Here is a 22,880-nt window from a genome sequence, read left to right as displayed (position 1 = left end):
AGGCGTGGACGCCGTTGATCCGGTTGTAGGAGCACATCACCGTCCACGGCTGCTGTCGGGTGACGATCGTCCGGAACGCACGCAGATACAACTCGTGGAGCGTGCGCTCGTCGACGTCGGCGCTGATGCGCATCCGGTCGGTCTCCTGGTTGTTCACCGCGAAATGCTTCAGGGACGCGCCCACGCCACGAGCCTGCAGACCGTGAACCCACGCACCGCCGAGCTCAGCGGTGAGGTGAGGATCCTCGGAGAAGTACTCGAAGTTGCGACCGCCGCGCACCGACCGCTTCAGATTGACGCCCGGCCCGAGCACCACACCGACAGACTGTGCGCGTGCCTCGTCGGCGATGGCCGCGCCGACGCGTCGCGCCAAGGCGGGACTCCACGTCTGGGCCAGTCCGACAGCCGGCGGAAAACACGTTGCGGGCACACTGCCGGAGATTCCCAGATGGTCGGTCGGGCCGTCCTGTTTGCGCAGCCCATGGGGTCCGTCGGTCATCAGGATCGAGGGCACGTCGCCGACGGACTCGGTGGTCCAGAAATCGTGGCCGCTGGTCAGGCGAGCCTGCTCCGCGATGCTCGAAGGGGCTCCGTCCGGCTGCTGTGTCACGGGAGAACTCCTCTGTGGGCTCTGGTGGGTCGTGGCGGGCGCGGGAGGCGACCGTTCACCCCCGACCGTAGCCGTGGACGCCGAGCATGGTGGGTCGTTCGGCGGTCGGTCCGGCGCCGGAAATGCGTGATGGTGTGACGCATTGTGGTGCATTGACAACGCGGCGCCGTGCAACCGCGCCGTTTTCACAACAATATTGTTGGTGCCTTTTCCCGAAAACCATCTGTACGTGGAACCGAGCATTTTCTATGCTCAGAGCGTCACTATGAGGGCGTCCTTGAAATAGATGAGAGTCCACTCATCTCGACGGGGGCCATGAAAGGACACCCGTGATGGTGCATGTTCGGCGCAGCCTGCTCGGAATGATCATCGCCTGCGCCATGCTCGTTGTTCCCGCGGTGTTCGTCCCGGCGTTTCCGAATGCCATGGCGCGCGCATCGGTATTCCCGTCGTCGGGATCCGGCACGGAGATCTACACCATCGAGCCATTGGATTTCAATCTGATCGATGCGATGGCGATGCTCTTTCAGGGACGGTGCAGCGCGGCCGGTGCCGAGTGCCGGCAGGTGCCGACCTCGGCGTCGCCGGACCCTTCGCATTTGTTCGGTTTTCCAGGCGAATTCGGTCCCATCTCGCTGGGTGCGGACTCCCTGGACGCGACTCTGCGGGCCAACGGCGCCGACATCGCCGACGCACACCACCCCATTCTGGTTTTCGCATATTCGCAAGGTGCGCAGGTCGCAGGATTCTGGTTGCGCAACCTGAGTGCCGATGCCGATTCCTACGCCCCGCCGGCGACCACGTCGTTCCTTCTCGTGGGCGATCCCGAGAATACGTACGGCCCCTGGTGGTTGCCGAAGGTACCGACCACCACGCCCTATCACGTCACGGAATTCTGGAAAGAATACGACGGCTGGGCCGATTGGCCCTCCGACCCGAATCCCCTCGCCGTCGCGAATGCCATCGCCGGGATGATGTTCATTCACCCCACCGCGTATTTCTCGATGAATCCCGATGACCCGAACGACATCACCTGGACCGACGGGAATATGACGTATGTCATGGCGCCGACCGCAGATCTGCCGCTGCTCGATCCGCTGCGCTGGCTCGGGCTGACCTCGGTCGCCGATGAACTCAACGCACAATGGAAGCCGATCGTCGACAGCGCCTACACGCGACCGTCGACCCAGGCGGCAGCGAACGCCTACACCGCCGCCGCGTCTACGACGCAGAGTCAGACGACGTCTACGACGCAGAGTCAGACAGCTTCGACGGGGCTCGTGACCCCCGCGACGGAGTCCCGGCTCGCGGCGGCGGTCGCCCCCACGACCGCACCGGTCCCGGAGGTGGCCTCGTCGAGTACAACACCTGCCCCGATGTCCACCAGTCCGACAACCACCAGCCCGACAACCACCAGTCCGACGCCCGCAGCAACCGCACCGACCACGGCCGCGCCGTCGTCCGTGGCCGCCGTGCCACCTGCGATCTCGCCGTCGGTGACCACATCATCAACGGCATCCTCGACAGCGGCGACGAGCGATCGCGCGCAGGCTGACTCGGCCGGATCGGGCGCGTCGACCACGGCGGCTTCGGCGAAGATCGATTCGGGGAATTGAGGGCGGTTCCTCCTCGCCGGTCACGTCGGTCGCGATCACCCCGGTCGCGGTCACTACACTGGTCGAAGTGGCAGGCCGAATCCCCGATCGCGACATCACGGCAATCCGTGAGCAGACCCGCATCGAGGACATCATCGGCGAGTACGTGGCATTGCGCCAGGCCGGTCCCGATCGGCTCAAGGGCCTGTGTCCCTTTCACGACGAGAAGACCCCGTCGTTCCACGTCCGCCCGGTGCACGGCCATTTCCACTGTTTCGGGTGCGGCGAGGGCGGCGACGTCTACAGCTTCCTGCAGAAGCAAGAACACATCGGCTTCGTCGAAGCCGTCGAGCAGCTCGCCGACCGGATCGGCTATCAAATCCACTACGAGGGCGGCGGACCGAGTGTCGCGCGTGATCGCGGCACCCGGGCCCGCCTGGCCGCCGCGAATGCCGCGGCACACAAGTTCTACGTCGAGCAACTGCGCTCACCCGAAGCGCAGATCGCGCGCGACTATCTGACCGAACGCAACTTCGACGCGGCCGCGGCAGCGCAGTTCGGCTGTGGGTATGCCCCGGCCGGCTGGGACACGATGACCAAACACCTGCTCGGTCAGGGCTTCGATTTCGACGAGCTCCGTGAGGCGGGACTGTCGAAGGAGGGCCGCAAGGGGCCGATCGACCGGTTCCATCGGCGGCTGCTCTGGCCGATCCGCAATCTCGGCGGCGACATCATCGGCTTCGGAGCGCGAAAACTCTTCGACGACGACAACCTCGGCAAGTACATGAACACCCCGGAGACCATGCTGTACAAGAAGTCTCAGGTGCTGTTCGGTCTGGATCTGGCGAAGAAGAACATCGCCAAGGGCCATCAGGTGGTCATCGTCGAGGGGTATACCGACGTGATGGCGATGCATCTGTCCGGGGTGACCACGGCGGTCGCCTCGTGCGGGACGGCCTTCGGTGAGGATCATCTGGCGCTGGTGCGCAGGCTGATGATGGACGACTCGTACTTCCGTGGCGAGGTGATCTACACCTTCGACGGCGACGACGCGGGAAAAGCGGCTGCGCTCAAGGCTTTCGAAGGAGAACAGTCGATCGCCGGGCAGACCTTCGTGGCGATCGCCCCCGACGGCATGGATCCGTGTGAACTGCGGCAGGAGCGGGGCGAGGCCGCAGTACGCGACCTGATCGCCCGCCGAATCCCGATGTTCCAGTTCGCGATCAAGACACTGATCGCCGCGCACGATCTCGACACCGCCGAGGGCAGGGTGCATGCGCTGCGTGAAGCGGTGCCGGTGGTGGCCCGCATCAAAGACGTTGCGCTGCGCGACGAGTACGCACGTCAACTCGCCGGCTGGGTGGGCTGGGAAGAGGTGCCGCAGGTGCTCGCCCGGGTCCGTGAGGAAGCCGCCCGGCACAACCGCGCCACCGGCCGCGCACAGACATCCGGGGCTTCGGGGATGCGACGCGACCGACCCGAGGCGGCGAAAGACCCGGGGTCGGCGCGTCCCCGCCCCGACGACCCGCGGCTCTGGCCGCAACGCGAGGCGTTGAAGGCGGCGCTGCAGTATCCGGCGATCGCCGGGACGGTGTTCGACTCGCTTCCGTCCGAGTGCTTCACCGAGCCGATCTACATGCGGTTGCGCCAGGCGATGGCCGACCTCGGCGGCACGTCGTCGGGCATGGGTGGCGCGCAATGGGTGGACGCGGTGAACCACGAGGTCGACGACCCGGTGCTCTCACCGATGGTCACCGAACTCGCCGTGGAGCCGATGAGCGTGACCGAGGACAACATCCCGCGCTACGTCAACAGCGTGCTCGCCCGCTTGCAGGAGGTGTGGGTCGGTGCGCAGATCGCCGACATCAAGTCACGCCTGCGGCGGATGGCGCCCAGCGAGGACCCCGACGCGTACAACGCCGTCTTCGGTGATCTCGTCGCACTCGAGGCCTATCGCCGCAGTCTGCTCGAGCAGGCCGTCGACCCCACCCAGGGCGTCGGCTGACCGAGGCCTGTGCCGAGCAGTGCGCTCAGGCCGCTTCGGAACGGATACCCGGACGCAATTCGGCCGGATACATCGGTCGGTGCGGGTCGTCGGCGTTGTAGACGCAGCCACCCGCGTAGGTGTGGATGCCCGAGCAGCGGTCGGGGATCGGGCGCGGACGCCCCCAGATGTGATCGGCGGTCGCAGTCATGGTCGCCTCCCTCGGTACTTCGTGGACGATGCACAGAAGTATGGGGGCATACCTGTCCGAATGGGCAGTGAGCGCGGTGTTTCACTCGCAATGAGCGCAGGTGAGGTGTCTCACACTCCGGTGGCGGGTTCATGCATCGATGGGCCCAAGGAGGCGTGCAGGGGCAGCGGCCGTACGCAAACACGTTGAGCCCGAACCGATGTCATCACCGGTCCGGGCTCAACGTCAGTTGGTTCTGGCCTGGTCAGTCTTTTCTGCCGGGAATCCCGATCGCGAATCCGATGCCGATGATCACGCAGGAAACCAGTGCGACGGCCGGCATCACCCACATTGCGTTCATGTCGGGAACGCTACGCTTCGGCGCCCGCGGTGACGGGGTGTTTGCGTGAGATCGGGACCTTGGGCCGCCAAGTCGGGCCTTTGGGCCCGGCAGGCCTGCCCGGGCCGAGTCGGACGGCGACACGAGGCGATTCCCGGCGTTCAGCTGAGCGTGCGGTGTGTTGTGGGCCACAATGGCCGTTGCCCGGAGTCGCCGGGATGAGGAGAGGTGGCGGTCGTTGACAGACATCGTGCTCGCGGAGGTCGGGACGCCGTGCGAGCGGCAGGTGGTGGCGGAGTGGGCGCAGACCGCATATCCCGACGCATTGTTGCGGACCCTCGACGAGATCGATGCCGAGAACCTCGAACCCGAGACCGCGCTCATCCCCGCACGCGTGGTGTGGCTTCCCCCGGTCCGCAAGGGGGAGCGACGGGTGTCGGTGGCCGACGTTCTCGTGCTGTCGAATCCGCGGCGACCGCCGGCCTTCCGGCAGAACGCGATCAAGAAACGCCGACCCGATCGGGTGCGGGTGGCCGTCGGCGAGGCGGCCACCGTCGCCGATCTGCGTGCCAGGCATGAGCAGTCGTCGGCGGAGGGGGAGGCCTTCACCGCATTCGTGGGGGTACAGGCGGCGTTGTCGGCCGAACGGGCCGAACGCCAGATCGTCGGTGACCGATACAAGGTGCCGCGGCTGGTGGCCGAACAGATCGGTTCCTCGGCACGCTTCCGTGACAACGCCGCCAAACTTGCCGCCGACCTCGGCCGGCCGGTGGCCGCGGTGATGGCTGAGGCCACCGACAAGATGTCGGCCTTCGTGGCCACCCAGAGCCGGCTCATGGACGACGTGTTCTCCTCCACGTTCCGCGCGCTCTACGAGCGCGCGTGGACGGTGTCGGTCGATCTGGACACCCTCGGTCGGCTGCGCACGCTGAACAAGAGCCACGGTCTGATCTTCCTGCCCTCGCACCGTTCCTACGTCGACACCTTGGTGCTCTCGGAAGTCCTTCGTAGCCATGACTTCCCGCCGAATCTGGTCCTCGGTGGCAACAATCTCGCGATCTGGCCGATTGCGCCGGTGGCTCGCCGCGCGGGAGTGATCTTCATCCGGCGCAAGTTCGGCGGCGACCCGGTCTACAAGTTCGCGATGCGCTCGTATCTGTCGTTCATCGTCGACAAGCGCTTCAATCTCGAGTGGTACATCGAGGGCGGCCGCAGCCGAACCGGCAAACTCCGCCCACCGAAACTCGGCCTGCTGTCGTATGTGGTCGATGCGATCGAACAGCTCGACGACGCCGACATGATGGTGGTGCCGACCTCGATCGTCTACGACCAACTCCACGAGATCGCGGCGATGGCACGGGAATCGGCCGGTGGTGCGAAGAAGCCCGAGGACGTCACCTGGCTGCTGAAGTACGCCAAGGCTCAACGCACCCACCTCGGTGAGGCGCGGGTACGCTTCGGGACGCCCTTCTCGCTGCGGGAGGCCATCGTCGAGGGTGGGGACGATCCGGCGGCACTGGACAAGATCGCGTTCCGGGTGATGGACGAGATCAACGCCGCCACACCGATTTCGGCAACGTCCTTGGCGGGTTTCGCACTGCTGGGCGCGGGCGAGCGCGCCTACACCGCCGGCGAGATCGAGGAGATCCTCGAGCCGCTGCTGGACTACATCGACCGCCGGGGGCTGCCCGGTCCGGACGCACAATTGTGCCGCGGCCTCGGTTTGCTCTCGACCCTGCGCGAGCTCACCACCGCGGGTGTGCTCACCCGCTTCGACGGCGGCACCGACACCGTCTGGTCGATCGCACCCGGCAATCATGCCGTCGCCGCGTACTACCGCAACGGCGCCCTGCACCACTTCGTCGACCGTGCCATCGTCGAGATGGCGTTGGTGGCCGCCGATCGTGGCGATCTCGAGGCCGATGTGGATGCGATGCTGGCTGCGTCGCAGCAGGAAGCATTGCGCATCCGCGATCTGCTGAAGTTCGAGTTCTTCTTTCCCACCAAAGAGGTGTTCTTGCACCGACTCGGCGCAGAATTGGATCTCATCGCACCCGAGTGGCGCGAGACCCCCACCGACCCCGGAATGGATCCACCAGACCCTGCTCGCCACGTCCGGTGCGCTGTTCGCCCGGCGCACACTGCAGACGTTCTTCGACGCGCAACTCGTTGTCGCGCAACGACTCGTCGCCCTCGACGACGCGCCCATCGACAAGGAGCAGGTGCTCGCCGACTGTCTCGGACTCGGCCGCCAGCTGGAATTGCAGGCGGTGATCCGCAGCAAGGACTCGGTGTCGACCGAGCTGTACGACGCTGCATTCCGTCTTGCCGAGAACCGTCATCTGATCAGCCCGGCGGAGGGCTCCGAGCGGGGTGTCGATCTCGCCGTGGCGCGGCGGGCGTGGCTCGACGAGGTCGAGGAGATGCGCGAAAGGCTGGCCAAGATCGCGGCGATCGAGGGCGAGCAGGCCGGGGGCATCCGGTGAGCGCGCTCGCCGCGCGACTCGCCGAGATCCGATCGGCCAAGCGCGGCAAACAGATCGGGGCGTTCTTCGACTACGACGGCACGTTGATCGAGGGATTCTCGGCGACCGCGATCATCGGGGCGCGGGTGCGCAGCATGGAATTCGGACTCGGTGAACTCGCCGACTTCCTGCTCATCGGACTGCGCGGCGTCGAGTCCGAGCAGGATTACGCCGAGGTGCTCGACGCGACCCGACCGACGTTCGCCGGAAAGACCTATGAGGACCTACTCGCGTTGGGCGAGAGCCTGTTCAAGCACGAGACGGCCGCGCAGCTGCGACCGCAGATGTGGCAGATCCTGCGTGCCCATCGGGCGATGGGCCACCGCATCGTCATCGCGTCGTCGGCGACGCGGTTCCAGATCGCCCCGATCGCCCGTGAGATCGACGCCGATCACGCCCTGGCCACCGACGTGGAGGTGATCGACGGCGTGGTGACCGGTCGGGTGGTGGGCCGGCCATTGTGGGGGCCGGGTAAGGCGGCGGCGGTGCGTGCGCTGGCGCGAGAACACGATATGGATCTCGACGCGTCGTTCGCCTACAGCGACGGCAACGAGGACATTCCGTACCTGGAGTCGGTGGGGCATCCGGCGGCGGTGTCGCCCAAACATGTCCTGCGCGCCGAGGCGCAAGCCCGGGGATGGCCGATCCTGGATCTGCGCAACCCGACCCACAATCGACTCGAGATGGCGGTGCGCACCGGCGCGTTCTACGGCACCTTTCTCACCTCGGCGGCGGTCGGGGTGCTCGGTGGGCTGGTGCGGCGGGACCGGTCGGCGGAGATGATGCAGTCCGCGGTGTCCGGAGGTATGGACGTCGGGCTCGCGCTGGCCGGGGTGCGTGTCAAGGTCACCAGTGGCGCAGAGTATCTGACGTCGGCCCGCCCGTGCGTCTTCGTCTTCAACCATCAGTCGAAACTCGATCTGCCGGTGATGATTCATCTGGTTCGCTCCGATGCCACGGGCGTCGCGAAGAAGGAGATCGGCCGGCTGCCGGTCTTCGGGCAGGTCCTCGACGCCGCCGGGGTGGTGTTCATCGATCGTGCCGACGCCGGGAAGGCCATCGAGCAACTCGCGCCCGCGGTGGCGAAACTCCGCGACGAGGGCGCCTCGTTGGTCGTCGCACCCGAGGGAACCCGTTCGGCGACACCACGAATCGGCCCGTTCAAGAAGGGGCCCTTTCACATCGCGATGCAGGCCGGGGTACCGGTGGTCCCGGTGGTGTTGCGCAATACGGGGGAGCTGATGTGGCGTGGGGCGCAGCTGATCAAGCCGGGGGTGGTGGAGGTCAAGGTGCTCGAGCCGGTGGACACCTCGTCGTGGATCGCCGACGACATCGGGCGCCACGCCGAAGAGGTTCGGCAGCAATTCATCTCGACGCTGGCCGACTGGCCGGTCGACTATGGCGAGGACGGCCGTGCAGCACCGGACCAGGAAGTGATCGGATGAGCGAGGACCGCCCACTCGACTGGGGCACCGAACCCCACATGAGCCCGGTCGACACCGTGATGTGGCGTGGTGACAGCGATCGCCGGCTGCGTGGCACGATCTGCATGCTGGAGATCTACGACCGTGCGCCGGACTGGGATCGGCTGATCGCCGCGCATGAGTGGGGAAGTCGTATGGCACCGCGCTTTCGGCAGCGGGTGATCGACTCGCCGTTCGGTACCGGCACACCGAGCTGGGCGATCGACCCCGAGTTCGACCTGCACTATCACGTACGCCGGCTACGGTTGGCAGGAGACGGCTCGATGCGCGAATTGCTGTCCACCTGTGAACAATTGGCGATGACCGCGCTCGGCCCGGCGCGGCCACCGTGGGAGGGCTATCTCATCGAGGGTCTGCCCGACGGCAAGGCGGCGTACTTCCTCAAGGGCCACCACGCGCTGACCGACGGTCTCGGCGCGATCATCGCACTGGCGCAACTGCATTCGACCACCCGCGAGCCGAAACCCGATAAGCCGCAGCCGCCCGAACCCGCGCCGGTCGACGTCTCGGCACTGGAGGTGTTACGTCGTCAGATCGGCGACGAGGTGGCGCGGGTACCGCATCGTGTCGACGTCGTGGTGAGCGGTGCCCGTGCACTCGTCGACCCGAAACGGGCGTTGAGCAAGGTACTTCGCTACGGACGTTCGGTGCCGCGGGTCGCCGGTCTGGTGAGCCCACCCGGGTCACCGCTGCTGGCCCATCGCAGTCTGTCGTGGCGGTTCGCGGCGTTCGAGGTGCCCTTCGCCGATCTGCGGGCCGCCGGGTCGGCGGTGCGTGCCTCGGTCAACGACGTGTACCTGGGCGGCCTGATCGGCGGATTCCGCATCTATCACGAACGCCTCGGCCGGCCGGTCGAGGCAATCCCGGTGGCGATTCCCATCTCGGTGCGTCGACCCGAGGACCCCGAGGGAGGCAATCGTATTGTGGTGGGCCGCTTGGCCGGTCCGGTCGGCATCGCCGACCCCTTCGAGCGGGTGCTGACGATCCGCGAGCAGGTGCGAGCGGCACGCACCGAACCCGCCGTCGACGTGTTCAACACCATGGGGCCGGTACTGGCTTGGATACCGGGACGTCTGCTGGGACAGTTCAGCGGCGCCACCAGCGGTAACGACCTGCAGGCCAGCAACGTGCCGGGTATCCCGTGGGAGACCTTCGTCGCCGGCGCCAAGGTGGAACGGATGTATCCCTTCGGCCCGCTGCCCGGCTGCGCGGTGATGGCGACGATGATCACCCACAACGGCATTGCCTGTCTGGGAATCAATTTCGATGCGGCGTCGATCACCGAACCGGAGATCTTCGCCGAGAGCGTCGTCGCCGGGTTCGACGAGGTGCTCGCGCTGTCCGGGGCCGACTCGCCGGCAGGGATGACCCACGTGGTGTGAGGCGAAAAGCAAAAAACCGCCTGTGACCAGGCGGTTTTCTTGCTCCCCCAACTGGACTCGAACCAGTAACCGTTCGATTAACAGTCGAATGCTCTGCCAATTGAGCTATGGGGGACTGCTCGGGTGGTGCCGTTGTCACCCCGTCGGGGCGGCATCAGAACCGAACGCTGACTCTAGCGCATGGATCGGGCAAAGAACAAAACGCCAGTTCGCGCCGCCCGAGCAGTCCTCCGGGCTCTCAGTGACCGGCGACGATATCGGCCTCGTCGACGACCACCGGTGTGCGGGCTCCCGGGAGGAACCAGTAGGCCAGACAGATCAGGCCGAAGAAGAGGTAACCCAGGGCCACAGCCGGATTGGCGGCCCACGCGACCTCCGGAGCGTGGATGAGCCCGATGAACGACAGCACGGCACCGACGCCGCACGCGATCGCCGCGTAGTGGAACTTCTTGTCGAGGATGAAGGTCACGATGGTGCCCAGGATCAGTCCGACGAGTACCGCACCCTGGCCGAGCGTGGTCAGGCCGCTGTAGACCAGGCCGGCATTGCCGAGAGCGGCGTCGCCGACCTTGTCGGCGGTCGTCCCCGCGGCGGACAGGGCGTTGTCGATCAGCCCGCTGCCCCACTGGGCGAGGTTGGGCAGGATCGCGGCGACCACCGCGACCGCGTGCAGACGTGGCACCGCCTGGAACGCCTGGGCGCCGATGAGCAGGCCGATGTAGAGCAGGATCGGGACGATCGCCGGAACCGGCAGCAACGCCTCCAGCACCCCGAAGAGCCCGGCGAAACACAACACACCGATCGCGAGCCCACTGGCCAGGGAGTACCCGGCCCGACCGCCGGCATCCTTCCAGCCGGGATGACCGATGTAGACCGCGGGCGGGAACGGGGACCCGAACGCCGCACCGATGCACGCACCGGCGCCGTCGGCGAGCAGCACACTGCGCAGGTTGTAGCTGTCGCCGGCCGCCGCGGCACTCTCCACATTGCTCATCGCCTCGGTGAAGTTGTAGACGCCCAACGGAATCGCCGTCCCGAGCAGCGGGGCAAGGTGTCCCAGTCCGGAGAACAGCATGTCGAAGCGCTGATCGGGGATGCCGACCGCGATGTCGGAGACCGCGGCGCTGAGGTCGGGTACCGACATGAAGCCACCGATCCAGCCGATCGCCGTACCGACCAACAGTGCGGCCAGGCCGACGGGGATGTTGCCGGGGAGCCGCACATCGGTGAAGAAACCGATCAGGATGATGCCCAGCACCGGCAGCCCGATCCAGGCGGCGTCCCACATCTGGCCGGCCGGGCGCATCGCGATGAAGGTGAGCGAAATGCCGGCCAGGGTGCCGAGCATCGCGGCGCGCGGGGTCAGCTTTCGGACGTAGGGCCCGACGAACGCCCCGATCATGACGATGACGCCGATCATGAACGCCCACGCGAGACCGGCCTCCCAGGCCTGCATCGCGTCCTTGGTCTTGAGATAGACGGGCAACATCACGACGAAGACGACGATGAACATGTGCGGCACGCTCGGGCCGTACGGCAGCGCGGTCACGTCGGTACGGCCTTCGCGACCGGCCAAGCGGCGGGCCAGGAACGTGTAGTAGACGTTGCCGAGGATCAACGCGACGCCGAGGGCCGGGAGCACCGTCCCCAGGACGTCGTCGGCGGGGATCTTGACCACACCGATCATGAGGCCGGTCAGGGTCAGCACGTTGACCAGGATGTTGAAACCCAGGCCGAAGAACGCGTTGGTGTCGCCACGGGTCCACCAGGGGATCCGCGGGTGCGGTGTCGGAGACGGGTCGGCGGCGGGGGAGGTGGTTTCGGCGGTGGCGCTCATCGCGGTTCCTTCGGATGCTCGGGCGAATGTTGTGTCGGGGGACAGGGAACTGGGGACGACGGTGTCCGGGGTGAAGGGGCGGGGTGAATCAGGAAGCGGCGTTGTCGGTGTCGGGATCGCCCAGGGTGGCGATGACGTCGGCGCTGTGGGCGGTCCACCCGAAGATGCCGCCCTGGGCGGTGATCATCTCCAGGCCGACACGCTGGAATTCGGGGAAATACGAACCGACACAGTCGGACACGACGACGCACTCGTAGCCGCGGTCGTTGGCCTCGCGTGTGGTGGTGTGGACGCAGACCTCGGTGGTGACCCCGGTGACGAGCAGTGAGGTGATGCCGCGATCCTGCAGGGTCTCTGCGAGGCCGGTGGCGTAGAAGGCGCCCTTACCCGGTTTGTCGATCACCACTTCGCCTGCGGCGGGCGCGAGTTCGTCGATGATGTCGTGTCCGTACTCGCCCCTGATCAGAATCCGGCCGAACGCCCCGGTGTCACCGATGCGTTTGCTCGGCGCGCCACGTCGGAGCTTGGCCGGCGGGCAATCGGAGAGATCGGGTTCGTGTCCTTCTCGGGTGTGGATGACGGGCATGCCCACTCGACGTGCCGCGGCGAGAAGGTCGACGAGCGGCGGGATCACCTTCTGCAGCAAGGTGACATCGTTGCCGAGAGACTCCCCGAAACCGCCGGGGAGCAGGAAGTCGCGTTGCATGTCGATGATCAGCAGTGCGGTGTGATCGAGATCGAGGTCGATCGGGGCGGGTGCGGCAGGGATGGTCACGGCCATGGGGTCTCCGGTGGGTGTGATCGAAGGGGTGGCGGTCGGTTACGGCCTGGGAGTGAGTGCGTCCGAGTCGGAGTCGGCCGGGTGCCGATGCTCGGGGTGCCGATGCCCGGGTTGATGGAGCTCGGGGTGCTGTTGCTCGGGGTGATGACGCGGCTCGTCGAGGAGATTCGCCGCCATCTGCAACACCTCGTCGTCGTGCAGGGCGTTGCCGAGCACCATGGCGCTGTGCGGTCGGCCGTCGGCGGTGAGTCCTTGTGGGACAGCCACTCCGGTGAGGTCGAGGAGATTGCCGAAGTGCGTGTAGTGGCCGAGCATGGTGTTGGTCGCCAAGGGTTGGGCGAGTACCTCCTCGACGGTGAAGGTGCGGCCGATCGTGGGTACGACGACGACGTCGATCACGTCCCAGACCCGGCTGACCTCGGCGCGCAGTTCGGCGAGTCGCTGCATCGCGGCGAAGGCATCGACCGCGGTGTACTCGGTTGCGCCCTCGAGGATCTCGCGGACGACCGGATGGATCGAGTCGGGATGGTCGGCGAGGAACTCTCCGAAGACGACGAGTCGTTCGGCGACCCATGGACCCGCGTAGAGCAATTCGCCCGCGGCCAGGAATGGTTCGAGAGAGATTTCCTCGATGGTGACGGGAACCGGGAAGTGCATGTGCGCGAGTCGTTCCCGGAAAGCCTGGTGAGCCTCGCGCAGGGCGTCGTCGCCGAAGAACTCCAGCTGCGACATCGGCGGCAGCCCGACGGTGAGGCCACCGCGGTGGTCCGGCCCGGGCGAGCGGGACCACGGGTCGGCGTCGTCGCGGCCCGTCATCACCGCCATCACGCGGTCGACGTCGTCGATGCCGCCGGCCATCACGGTGATGCAGTCCAACGACTTACACGCCGGAACGAGTCCGACCGCGCTGATCAATCCCCGCGAGGGCTTGTACCCGACGATCCCGTTGAGCGCCGCCGGCACCCGACCGCTGCCCGCGGTGTCCGTCGCCACAGCGAACGGAACCTCGCCGAGCGCCACCGCGAGGGCGGAACCGGAACTCGAGCCACCCGAGATCATCTCGTTGCCGAAGACGCTGCGCGGCACCGTATACGGGGTACGCGTGCCGTTGAGTCCGGTGGCGAACTGATCGAGGTTGGTCTTGCCGACGTAGAGGGCGCCGGCATCGAGCAGGCGTTGCACCGCAGGGGCGGTCGTGTCGGGTGTGTAGGCGTAGTCGGGGCACGACAGTGTCGTCGGCACCCCGGCGACGTCGATGCTGTCCTTGACCCCGAACGGGACTCCGTAGAGGGGCAGTGCGCGGGCACCGGGGCGTGCCTCGAGGTCGGCGGCGGCGCGCAAGAGGTCATCGCCGGAGACCGTCGAGATCCAGGTTCCGTCGTCTCCGCGGGCGGCAATGGCATCGGCCACCCGCCGGGCGGTCCGTGTCGGCGATCCGCCGCCGCTGATGTGGCTGTCGAGGATATCTGCGATGGATGGGCCTCCGTATGGCCCGCGGACTTCGCGTGCAATGTTCATATCGTCGATTGTCGACAGAATCATGGCCGTCGTAGAACAACTGTGTGTCGTTCGTGTTAGGCGGCGTCACACACGGCATACCCGCAGGGGCGTCGGGGCGCGTGCGAGGTGATCGTCAGGCGGATGCGGCGTCGTCGTCGAGTGCGGCCACCAGGTCGAGGTACCGCAGATGGCCGTGATCGCGCAGTGCCGCCACGGTGGCCTCGACGTCGTTGGCCTCGAGTGCGGCGAGGATGTCGTGGTGGCGGCGCAACCCGTCATGCGAACCGTGATCGGCGGTCTCCGCGCGCAGGTTGACCGCCATCGGCAGCTGGAGCTTCAGCAGAATCGGCGCCAGGGCGATGTCGAGCTGCCGGTTGCCGGCGAGTCCCACGACGGCAGCATGAAAACGCCGGTGGGCGTCGTCCTTCTCCAACTCGTCGGAGGCGTTCTCGAGTTGCTCGATCGCGGCGCGAACCGGCGCCAACTGGGTCTGCGGATCGGCCAGCGGCAATGCCGATTCGACGGCAAAGCGCTCGAGCAACTGACGTAGTTCAAACAGCTGCAGAATGTCTCGCGGTGACCACTCGGCCACCCGCGCGCCGCGGCGGGGCAGATGCTCGACGAGGCCTTGCTGTGCGAGTAGACGGAGCGCCTCTCGAATCGGCGCCCTGCTGAAACCCAAACTCGCGCAGAGATTCTCCTCGACAATCTTCTCGCCCGGCGCCAACGACCCGGACAAGATGGCGTCGCGGATGCGCCGGGCGGCCACGTCGACGAGGCTTTCGGGGAGCCCTCGCCCCGGTCCTGCGTCATCGACCCCGGCCATGCGCCGTCACTCCTGTTCTGCTGATTCTCGTTAGCTCGCCGGACGCGTCGTCGGTGCTACCGCGTCAGGCACGCCGTCGAGTCTAGTGCCCGGGCGCACCGCGGTCGGTTGCGCCCGAGGCGCCAGGTCGGCGCGCGATCGGCGCTGCCGCACCGTGCGGTATTGTCGCTGCTCGGGCACGACGTGCCCGCTGGGGCGGTAGCTCAGTCGGTTAGAGCCGCGGACTCATAATCCGTAGGTCGCGGGTTCGAGCCCCGCCCGCCCCACCGAGATCGAGTTCCGGCAACGCTGTCGGCGCCTGCGCCTACCCTGGTGACATGGCTCTGAGTATCGAAGAACGACAAGCATTTCTGGCCGAACCCCATATCGGGGCGCTGTCGATCGAGGCAGGCGCCGACCGTGCTCCGCTGGTGGTGCCGATCTGGTACCAGTACACCCCCGGCGGCGACCTGTGGTTTCTGACCGGAGCCGATTCACGCAAGATGCGCCTGCTCGACGCCGCCGGACGGTGTTCGCTGATGGTCGAGCGTCTCGACCCGTCGATCCGGTATGTCGCGGTGTCCGGGCCGGTGATCGATACCGCGCCCGGTACGCGTACCGACCTCGTGGAGATGGCCGCGCGGTATCTGCCGGCCGAGAAGGTGGATGGCTATGTCGAGTTCGCCGCCGCCGAGCACGGTAGCCAGACCCGCGTGACCGTCCGGACAGATCAGTGGGTCTCGGCGGACCTGGGTAGCGTCTGACCCTTCGTCGAGCGCGATTCAGCTGTCGACGTCGTCCCAGATGCCGGTCTGCTCAAGGTGTTTCACCAGCCGCTCGGCGCCGTCGTCGAATTGGCGGCGAGTCTGTGTGATCACCTCGTCGCGATCACCGGCTCGGTAGGCCGCGATCAGTCGGTCGTGACTGTCCACGGCGACCTCGCCCCATTCCGGGTCGGAGGCGTAGAGCTGGGTGGGGGTGTAGCGCGCCGCCGAGAGCAGGAACCAGGCGAGTTTCTTGCCGGCCGCGATCACGTTGTGGCGCCGGTGGAACTCGAATTCCGTGTCGATGATGGCCGCTGTGTCGCCGGAGGCCACGGTCGAGCGCAACTTCTGGTTGCACCATTCGAGGTCGGCGATTTCCTCGGAGGTGATCACCTCGGCGGTGCGCAGGGCGAGCTTCACCGCGATTTCACCCTGCAGCCAGAAGAGGTCGTCGACGTCGATGCGGTCGAGATCGGAGACCCGGTAACCGCGGTGGGGCTCGAGGCTGACCATTCCCTCCCCTCGCAGCGTGAGCAGGGCTTCGCGGACAGGCGTGACGCTCACCCCGAGCCGCTCGGCGGTCTCGTCGAGGCGGATGTACTCGCCGGGCCGGAAGTCCGCGGTCATGATCAGATGCCGCAGGTGCGCGGCGACCTCCTCGGACAGCTGCGGTCGTCGACGCAGGCGGGCGCGGTCGTCGGCGCCGCCCGCGCGACCACCCGGACGCTCGGACGCCGAGGGCTGTGCCGATGATGTCGCGCTGGATTTCATTGGTGCCACCGTAGACCGTCGAGGTGAGTGCGCCACGCATCCGGCGCCGGGTCGAATCCGGGTGCGTGCGTCGTCCGTGGATCGGCACGGCCGCCTCTGAATCATATGTTTGATATGTCTACCCGTGACCGGCGCCACAGATACTGCCGCTACATTGGTGGCCATGCCCAAGTCAGCACGCCGATCCACGCAGAGTTCTCCGGTGGACGAGAGCGCGCTCGCCGTCGATGGCGATGAGGGTGCGACCAGGGGAGACGTCGACACCGCAGGAGCGGTCGAGGACTCGGTCGGAGCAGGCGAGCATGCCGGATCGGGGATCTCGGAACCCACACCGCTCGACGGCGACGGCTTCCTCGAGGCCAATCGCCGCGAGCGTGAGCGGTTGCGCGCAGACGCCGAGCGCAAGGCCGCCCGCTCGTCGGACCCGGATCGGGTGCCGCGCAAACTCGGTGATGACGAGTCGGCTGCGACGTCGGGACCCGTACGGCATCGACGCATGACGATCGCCGGGAGTTGTGGTCTGTTCGCGGTGGTTGCGGTTCTTGTCGTGCTCGTGGTCGGACTCGGCGTGTCCACCGGTGTGCTGGCCTACCGCCTGCACAGCGCCGACAGTGCGGCGGCCGCCGGGCCGTCCGATGCCGACCGGAAGGCCGTGATCGACACCGCCAAGAGCTACGCCGCGACGCTGACCACCTACGACTCATCGAACTACGGCGATCTCGACGCGCGTATCCGCCAGATCTCCACCCCCGACTTCGCCAAGACGTTCATCGCGTCCTCGCAGGACGCCCGAGCGGGTAACGCCAACGCCAAGGGCGTCTCCAAGGCCACCGCCGCACACGGGGGTATCGAGTCGATGAGCGCCGACAACGCCGTCGTGCTCGTCAGCCTGGATCAGACCATCACCTCACCGGAGCTGACGAGCGAGGTGCCCCAGGGCATCCCGTATCAGTCCAGGGTGTTGGTGACGCTCACCAAACAGGACGGACGCTGGATGCTGGCGGGGTTCACGGTCGTCGAATAACTCACCGGGTCAAGAGAATTCGTCGACCGATCGCGTCGATGCGAGCCGGCGCGGGCGGCTGGGAGCCGCGAACCAGATCGGCGACGACCGCCAGTTCGGCATGGACCAGGAAGCGCGCTCGGCTCGCGTCGACCTCGGGGTGCGCCCGACACACCCAGGCCGCCCACTCCTCGACGTTGCGGCGTTGCTGGGTGCGCAGCGCGGTCCGGGTACGGGCCTCGAGATGGCCCGCTTCGGACAGGTAGACGGTCATCAATTCCGGTGCAGCACAACATAGGTCGATGTAGCGCCGCACCATGTGCGCCACTGCGTCGGCCGGCGTCCGCGACGCGGCGAGGGCGTCGGCGATACTGGCGGTGGTCCGGTCGGAGGCTCGCCAGAACGCTGCCTCCAGAATGGCCACCTTGCTGGTGAAATGCCGGTAGACCCCGGAGGCCGGGATGCCCGCGGCCTGCCCGATCTCCTCGATCGTCACGTCGTGGAAGCCGCGGACGGCGAACAGGGCGATCGACTCGGACAGGATGATCTCGCGTCTGCCCGTCGGGGAGAGTCCGGGTCCGGTAACGGGATCCGATGCGGCGGGTTCGAGGAGATCGAGGTCGAGCAGGCTCATCGCCGCATCGCAGAGCAGGTGTTGCACCTGCGGTGCCGGCAGGGTGGCCCGATGGGTGGCGGGGCTGGCCACGACACTGGTCATCGCCGCGGCGAGGGTGTTGGCGTCGTCGCGGTCGAGGTCGGTGCGCGAGCGCAGGATCGCCGACCGAACACGACGATGCTGCGCGATCACCACCGCGCGTACGTGCGCGGCGTCGGCCCCGCTCAGATACCGCGATTCCCAGCGATAGAGACCGCCGGTGCGCCGGTTCTCGATCGAGGTCGCCGCGATGGCTGCCAACAGTGCATGCAACTCCCGGCGTGGATCGGTCTCGGACGGGACGTCCGAGGTGGCTGCGGCGAGACGGTCCGCCAAGACCGTGGTGGCCTCGGCGAACAGGGCGTATTTGTTGGGGAAGTGGCGATACAGCGCCGGTGCCGACACGTCCGCGGCCTCGGCGATGTCGTCGAGGCGGACCGCGTGATAGCCGCCATCGCTGAAGGCACGCGCGGCCACCTCGATGAGGTGTTTGCGGCGATCGACCGGCCGCCGCCGGGGCGTACTCCGGATGGTCACGTCGACAGCGTAGCCGGATGGTCCATTCGCAGAGTCGATCCCGGAAAATTGTGGGAAAAGAGCTGTTGAAGAGCTTTTTGATAAAATATATGTTAATCGATATTCTCGTGATTCAGATCTCATGATGGTGTACCGTGAGGCCTGCGGCCCACGTTCGGCGCCGCGGCGAGAGTCAGGAGAGCGGTGAGCGAGAACACGACGATCGACGACGTCGCCGGCGGGGCGCAGGAGGCTCCCGGCGTGATCGAGTCACTCGACGACAGGGGCGTGGCGCGGCTGACGATCTCGCGGCCCGAGCGGATGAACGCCCTCGACACCGACGCCAATCGACGCATCGTCGAGGCATTGACGAAGTGGACCGCCGACGAGTCGGTTCGCGTGGTCGTCATCGATGGGGCGGGAGGCAGTTTCAGCACCGGCGCCGACGTCGCCTCCATCGCTCACGGGGGTGGCCTCGACGGACTCGGTCGTGAGCAGGCGCACGGGATCATCGCGTCCGGCTCGGATCTGGCCCGCGCATTGCGTGCAGTACCCGTGCCGGTCATTGCTTCGGTCGACGGGGCCGCGGTGGGAATCGGTGCCTCGCTGGCCCTGGGCGCCGACCTGATCTATGCCACCGCCCGGTCGTACTTCCTGCTCGCCTTCATCAACATCGGTCTGATGCCCGACGGCGGGGCCACGATGCTGGTGGCCGCCGCGGTCGGTCGGGCGCGCGCCAATGCGATGGCGCTGCTCGGCGAAAAGCTTCGGGCGCCTGTGGCATACGACGCCGGGCTGGTTACCGAGGTACTCGAGGACCGCGCGGCACTCGACGCGAAGGTCGCCGCAGCGGTCGACAAACTCGCGGGCCTGTCGCCTTCGGCGGTGCGTCTGACCAAGGCGGCCCTCGACGCACACACGATGCCCGGCTTCGAGCCCGCGATCGAGCGCGAACTCGACGGGCAGACGGAGTTGCTCCAGTCGCCGGAGTTCCGCGCGGCGCTCGCCGCCTTCACCGGGCGACGCAGCTGATCCTCGGGCCTGCCGCCGAGCTCAGGACCCGCCCGTAACACCATTGCCGCACAAGCGTATCCGCGAAGCACACCAAGGAGAGAACGCCCGATGACCGCCACGATCGACAACACCGCCGACCTCACCACCGAACCACTCCGGTCTCGTCGTAACCACTGGAACAACCAGGTCCGCCGCCACGCGTTCATGAATCCCGACGGACCGGCCCTGAAGTTCCTGGGCAACGTCACCACGTGGAAGCAACTCGACGAACGCACGCGCGGGTTCGCCGCCGCACTGAGCCGCCGCGGCGTGGGCTTCGGCGACCGCATCCTGCTGGTCCTGCTGAACCGCTCCGAGTATGTCGAGGCGGTGATGGGCGCCAACCTGATCGGTGCGATCCCGGTGCCGGTCAACGTCCGGATGAGCCCGGCGGAGATCGCGTTCCTGGTCAGCGATTCCGGTGCCAAGATCATCGTCACCGAGTCCCTTCTCGCGCCGCTGGCCGACGCGGTGAGTGCCTCGACCGGGGCGATCGACGCGACGATCGTCGTCGGCGACACCGACAATCCCGCGCACCTGAAGTTCGAGGACCTCGTCGCCGAGGATTCGTCGGATCTCCCCGAGATCGACGTGCCCGAGGAGTCGGTCGCATTGATCATGTACACCTCGGGCACCACCGGAAAACCCAAGGGCGCCATGCTCACCCACCAGAATCTGCAGGCGCAGGCCGTCACCTGCCTGCAGGCGCTGAGCACCCGCCCCGACGACGTGGGCTCGTGTGTGGCGCCGATGTTCCACATCGCCGGACTCGGCGCGATGGCGCCGCTGATCTACATGGGTGCGCTGTCGGTGATCCACCCGCTCGGGGCCTTCGACCCCGATGACATGCTCGACACCCTTGAACGGGAGGGCACCACCTCGATCTTCCTGGTCCCCGCGCAATGGCAGGCGGTGTGCGCCGCGCAGCAGGCCCGGCCCCGCGATCTCAAGCTGCGGGTCATCAGCTGGGGTGCGGCCCCGGCGTCGGACACGGTGCTGCGCGCGATGAACGAGACCTTCCCGGACGCGTTGAACGTCGCGGTGTTCGGCCAGACCGAGATGTCGCCGATCACCTGTGTCCTCGAGGGCAAGGATGCCCTGCGCAAGATCGGTTCGATCGGCAAGGTGGTGCCGGCCGTCACCGCCCGCGTCGTCGACCCGGAGATGAACGACGTCGCCCCCGGCGAGGTCGGTGAGATTGTCTATCGGGGGCCCAACATGATGGTCGGCTACTGGCAGAATCCGCAGGGGACCGCCGATGCCTTCCACGGTGGCTGGTTCCATTCCGGAGACCTCGTGCGTCAGGACGAGGAGGGCTTCCTCTACGTCGTGGACCGCGCCAAGGACATGATCATCTCCGGCGGAGAGAACATCTACTGCGCCGAGGTCGAGAACGTGCTGTTCGGCCACGAGAAGATCGCCGAGGCGGCGATCATCGGTCGCGCACACGAGAAGTGGGGCGAGGTGCCGGTGGCCGTCGTCGTGCTCGCCGAGGGTGTCGACGATCTGACCCTCGACGACCTCGAGCCGTACCTCAACGAGAACCTCGCCCGTTTCAAGCACCCCAAGGATCTCGTCATCGTTGACGAATTGCCGCGCAACGCCGGCGGCAAGGTCGTCAAGCCGTCGCTGCGATCGACCTACGGCAGCAAGGACGCCGGTCTGGCCAACTGAGCCGACTCCTTCCATGAACGCGGGGTGGACCCCGGTCGTGAGGTGGTGTGCAACACGCACGACGCCTCCGGCCGGGGTCTTCTTCGTGGTCGGCGGCCGGTCGGTGATGCGCTCGCCCGTCCGGGATTCACAGATCCGAAAACTGGAACACGTTACTATCCAAAACTGGAACACGTTACAATTCTGCCTATGGAGTGGCATGCGCCACGCCGTGCCGGCACGAGTGGAGGTTCGAGGGTGAAGACCAAAGGTGCACTGCTGCGGGAACTGAACAAGCCGTGGCAGATCGAGGAGATCGAGATCGGGGATCCCAAGGCGCACGAGATCAAGATCCGAATGGAAGCGGCCGGGATGTGCCACTCCGATCATCATCTGATGACCGGTGGCATCCCGATGGCCGGATTCCCGATTCTCGGCGGTCATGAGGGGTCCGGCGTGGTCGAGGAGATCGGCGAGGGGGTCACCGATTTCGAGGTCGGCGATCACGTGGTGCTCTCCTTCATCCCGTCGTGCGGAAAGTGTCCGTCGTGTAAGTCGGGCATGGCCAACCTGTGCGACATGGGTGCCATGCTCCTGCAGGGGGAGGCGGTGTCGGACAACACGTTCCGTATTCACACCGCCGAAGGTGAGAATGTCTACCCGATGACGCTGCTCGGTACGTTCGCGCCGTACATGGTGGTGCACGAGGCGTCGGCGGTGAAGATCGACAAGTCGATTCCGTTCGAGGTGGCGGCGCTCGTCGGCTGCGGGATTCCCACCGGTTACGGCTCCTCGACCCGCAGTGGCGACGTCCGCCCGGGTGAGGACGTCGCGATCGTCGGCGTCGGCGGCGTGGGCACCGCGGCCCTGCAGGGCGCGGTGATCTCCGGTGCGCGCAACGTCTTCGCGATCGACCCGGTCGAGTGGAAGCGCGAACAGGCCATGAAGTTCGGGGCCACCAGGACCTTCGCCTCGATCGAGGAGGCGGCGCCGGCCATCGCGGAGATCACCTACGGGCACATGTGCCACAAGGTGATCGTCACCGTCGGCGAGGTTCACGGCAAGGACGTCGACAGCTGGATGGGGATCACCGCCAAAGGCGGCACGTGTGTGTTGACGGGCATGGGCAACATGCTCGAATCCGACGTGACGCTGAACCTGGCGATGCTCACCCTGCTGCAGAAGAACCTGCAGGGCACCATCTTCGGCGGCGCCAATCCCAAACTCGACATCCCGCAACTGCTGTCGATGTATCGGATGGGCAAACTGAACATCGAGGACATGATCACCCGGCAGTACCGTCTCGACCAGATCAACCAGGGCTACCAGGACATGCTGGACGGCAAGAACATCCGCGGCGTCATCCGCTACACCGACGAGGACCACTGAGCGCGATGCCGCGTAACCTCTGCTGATGTGGCGGTACTGGATG

17 protein-coding genes, 2 tRNA genes and 2 pseudogenes are annotated in these 22,880 nt (G+C 66.8%); 11 read left to right on the top strand and 10 right to left on the bottom strand.

Translation table 11 applies throughout. The features are described 5' to 3' along the window. On the bottom strand, positions 1–610 hold a 610-nt coding region (locus tag B1964_RS14035), incomplete at its 3' end, for a glycoside hydrolase family 3 N-terminal domain-containing protein (RefSeq protein WP_139765735.1). Between the two features lie 332 nt (positions 611–942). Between B1964_RS14035 and B1964_RS14030 the strand changes: the two genes are divergently transcribed. Continuing rightward, on the top strand, positions 943–2,226 hold the full coding sequence (locus B1964_RS14030; protein WP_079930218.1) for a PE-PPE domain-containing protein: 1,284 nt from the start codon (positions 943–945) through the stop codon (positions 2,224–2,226). A 67-nt stretch (positions 2,227–2,293) separates the two neighbouring features. Next, the gene (gene dnaG / locus B1964_RS14025) at positions 2,294–4,210 is read left to right on the top strand and encodes a DNA primase (RefSeq protein ID WP_079930216.1); all 1,917 of its coding nucleotides are present in this window, start codon (positions 2,294–2,296) and stop codon (positions 4,208–4,210) included. Positions 4,211–4,235: 25 nt separating this feature from the next. On the opposite strand, the gene B1964_RS30435 is transcribed toward dnaG, so the two are convergent. After that, on the bottom strand, positions 4,236–4,400 hold the full coding sequence (locus tag B1964_RS30435; protein ID WP_172398841.1) for a hypothetical protein: 165 nt from the start codon (positions 4,398–4,400) through the stop codon (positions 4,236–4,238). A gap of 557 nt (positions 4,401–4,957) precedes the next feature. On the opposite strand from B1964_RS30435, the pseudogene B1964_RS14020 reads away from it, so the two are divergent. From B1964_RS14020 to B1964_RS14010, 3 genes and pseudogenes are all read left to right on the top strand, one after another. Further along, positions 4,958–7,205, top strand: a pseudogene (locus tag B1964_RS14020) (glycerol-3-phosphate 1-O-acyltransferase). Next, positions 7,202–8,689, top strand: a complete 1,488-nt coding sequence (locus tag B1964_RS14015) for an HAD-IB family hydrolase (protein ID WP_079930214.1) — start codon at positions 7,202–7,204, stop codon at positions 8,687–8,689. The pseudogene B1964_RS14020 and the gene B1964_RS14015 overlap by 4 nt, the downstream one beginning before the upstream one ends. After that, the gene (locus B1964_RS14010; protein WP_079930212.1) at positions 8,686–10,110 is read left to right on the top strand and encodes a wax ester/triacylglycerol synthase domain-containing protein; all 1,425 of its coding nucleotides are present in this window, start codon (positions 8,686–8,688) and stop codon (positions 10,108–10,110) included. The genes B1964_RS14015 and B1964_RS14010 overlap by 4 nt, the downstream gene beginning before the upstream one ends. 42 nt (positions 10,111–10,152) lie before the next feature. Here B1964_RS14010 and B1964_RS14005 read toward each other — a convergent pair. The 5 genes from B1964_RS14005 to B1964_RS13985 form a co-directional block, all read right to left on the bottom strand. Then, positions 10,153–10,225: transfer RNA gene (locus B1964_RS14005), tRNA-Asn, on the bottom strand. Positions 10,226–10,348: 123 nt separating this feature from the next. Then, complete coding sequence (locus B1964_RS14000; RefSeq protein WP_079930210.1) at positions 10,349–11,947, bottom strand: regulator; 1,599 nt, start codon at positions 11,945–11,947, stop codon at positions 10,349–10,351. 88 nt (positions 11,948–12,035) lie between these two features. Then, on the bottom strand, positions 12,036–12,728 hold the full coding sequence (locus B1964_RS13995) for a cysteine hydrolase (RefSeq protein ID WP_079930208.1): 693 nt from the start codon (positions 12,726–12,728) through the stop codon (positions 12,036–12,038). 39 nt (positions 12,729–12,767) lie between these two features. Beyond that, positions 12,768–14,246, bottom strand: a complete 1,479-nt coding sequence (locus B1964_RS13990; protein ID WP_079930222.1) for an allophanate hydrolase — start codon at positions 14,244–14,246, stop codon at positions 12,768–12,770. Between the two features lie 115 nt (positions 14,247–14,361). Continuing rightward, positions 14,362–15,054 (bottom strand): GntR family transcriptional regulator, encoded by a 693-nt coding sequence (locus tag B1964_RS13985; RefSeq protein ID WP_079930207.1) that lies wholly within the window; start codon positions 15,052–15,054, stop codon positions 14,362–14,364. 192 nt (positions 15,055–15,246) lie between these two features. On the opposite strand from B1964_RS13985, the gene B1964_RS13980 reads away from it, so the two are divergent. Then, a tRNA-Ile gene (locus B1964_RS13980) sits at positions 15,247–15,320 on the top strand. A gap of 51 nt (positions 15,321–15,371) precedes the next feature. Beyond that, the gene (locus B1964_RS13975) at positions 15,372–15,797 is read left to right on the top strand and encodes a pyridoxamine 5'-phosphate oxidase family protein (protein WP_079930204.1); all 426 of its coding nucleotides are present in this window, start codon (positions 15,372–15,374) and stop codon (positions 15,795–15,797) included. 18 nt (positions 15,798–15,815) lie between these two features. On the opposite strand, the gene B1964_RS13970 is transcribed toward B1964_RS13975, so the two are convergent. Then, positions 15,816–16,568 (bottom strand): GntR family transcriptional regulator, encoded by a 753-nt coding sequence (locus B1964_RS13970; RefSeq protein ID WP_079930202.1) that lies wholly within the window; start codon positions 16,566–16,568, stop codon positions 15,816–15,818. After that, positions 16,528–16,626: pseudogene (locus tag B1964_RS31425) on the bottom strand (acyl-CoA dehydrogenase family protein); the annotation flags it as partial. The gene B1964_RS13970 and the pseudogene B1964_RS31425, both read right to left, overlap by 41 nt. 105 nt (positions 16,627–16,731) lie before the next feature. Here B1964_RS31425 and B1964_RS13965 point away from each other — a divergent pair. Continuing rightward, a complete protein-coding gene (locus tag B1964_RS13965; RefSeq protein WP_253193999.1) occupies positions 16,732–17,592 on the top strand; it encodes a hypothetical protein in 861 nt (286 codons plus the stop codon). A 1-nt stretch (position 17,593) separates the two neighbouring features. On the opposite strand, the gene B1964_RS13960 is transcribed toward B1964_RS13965, so the two are convergent. After that, positions 17,594–18,763, bottom strand: a complete 1,170-nt coding sequence (locus tag B1964_RS13960; RefSeq protein WP_172398840.1) for a TetR/AcrR family transcriptional regulator — start codon at positions 18,761–18,763, stop codon at positions 17,594–17,596. A 183-nt stretch (positions 18,764–18,946) separates the two neighbouring features. Here B1964_RS13960 and B1964_RS13955 point away from each other — a divergent pair, with 183 nt between their 5' ends. The 3 genes from B1964_RS13955 to B1964_RS13945 all read left to right on the top strand — a co-directional run bounded on the left by B1964_RS13955 (position 18,947) and on the right by B1964_RS13945 (position 22,837). Next, entirely contained in the window at positions 18,947–19,774 is an 828-nt protein-coding gene (locus B1964_RS13955) for an enoyl-CoA hydratase-related protein (RefSeq protein ID WP_079930196.1), read from the top strand. 90 nt (positions 19,775–19,864) lie between these two features. Next, complete coding sequence (gene fadD5 / locus B1964_RS13950) at positions 19,865–21,469, top strand: fatty-acid--CoA ligase FadD5 (protein ID WP_079930193.1); 1,605 nt, start codon at positions 19,865–19,867, stop codon at positions 21,467–21,469. A 237-nt stretch (positions 21,470–21,706) separates the two neighbouring features. Beyond that, positions 21,707–22,837: an NDMA-dependent alcohol dehydrogenase gene (locus B1964_RS13945; RefSeq protein ID WP_079930191.1), complete on the top strand. Its 1,131-nt coding sequence runs from the start codon at positions 21,707–21,709 to the stop codon at positions 22,835–22,837. Positions 22,838–22,880: the final 43 nt, after the last annotated feature.

Source organism: Gordonia sp. i37, assembly GCF_002043085.1.
In the GTDB taxonomy this organism is placed as follows: Bacteria; Actinomycetota; Actinomycetes; order Mycobacteriales; family Mycobacteriaceae; genus Gordonia; species Gordonia polyisoprenivorans.
This window is presented reverse-complemented; position numbering and strand designations above follow the sequence as displayed.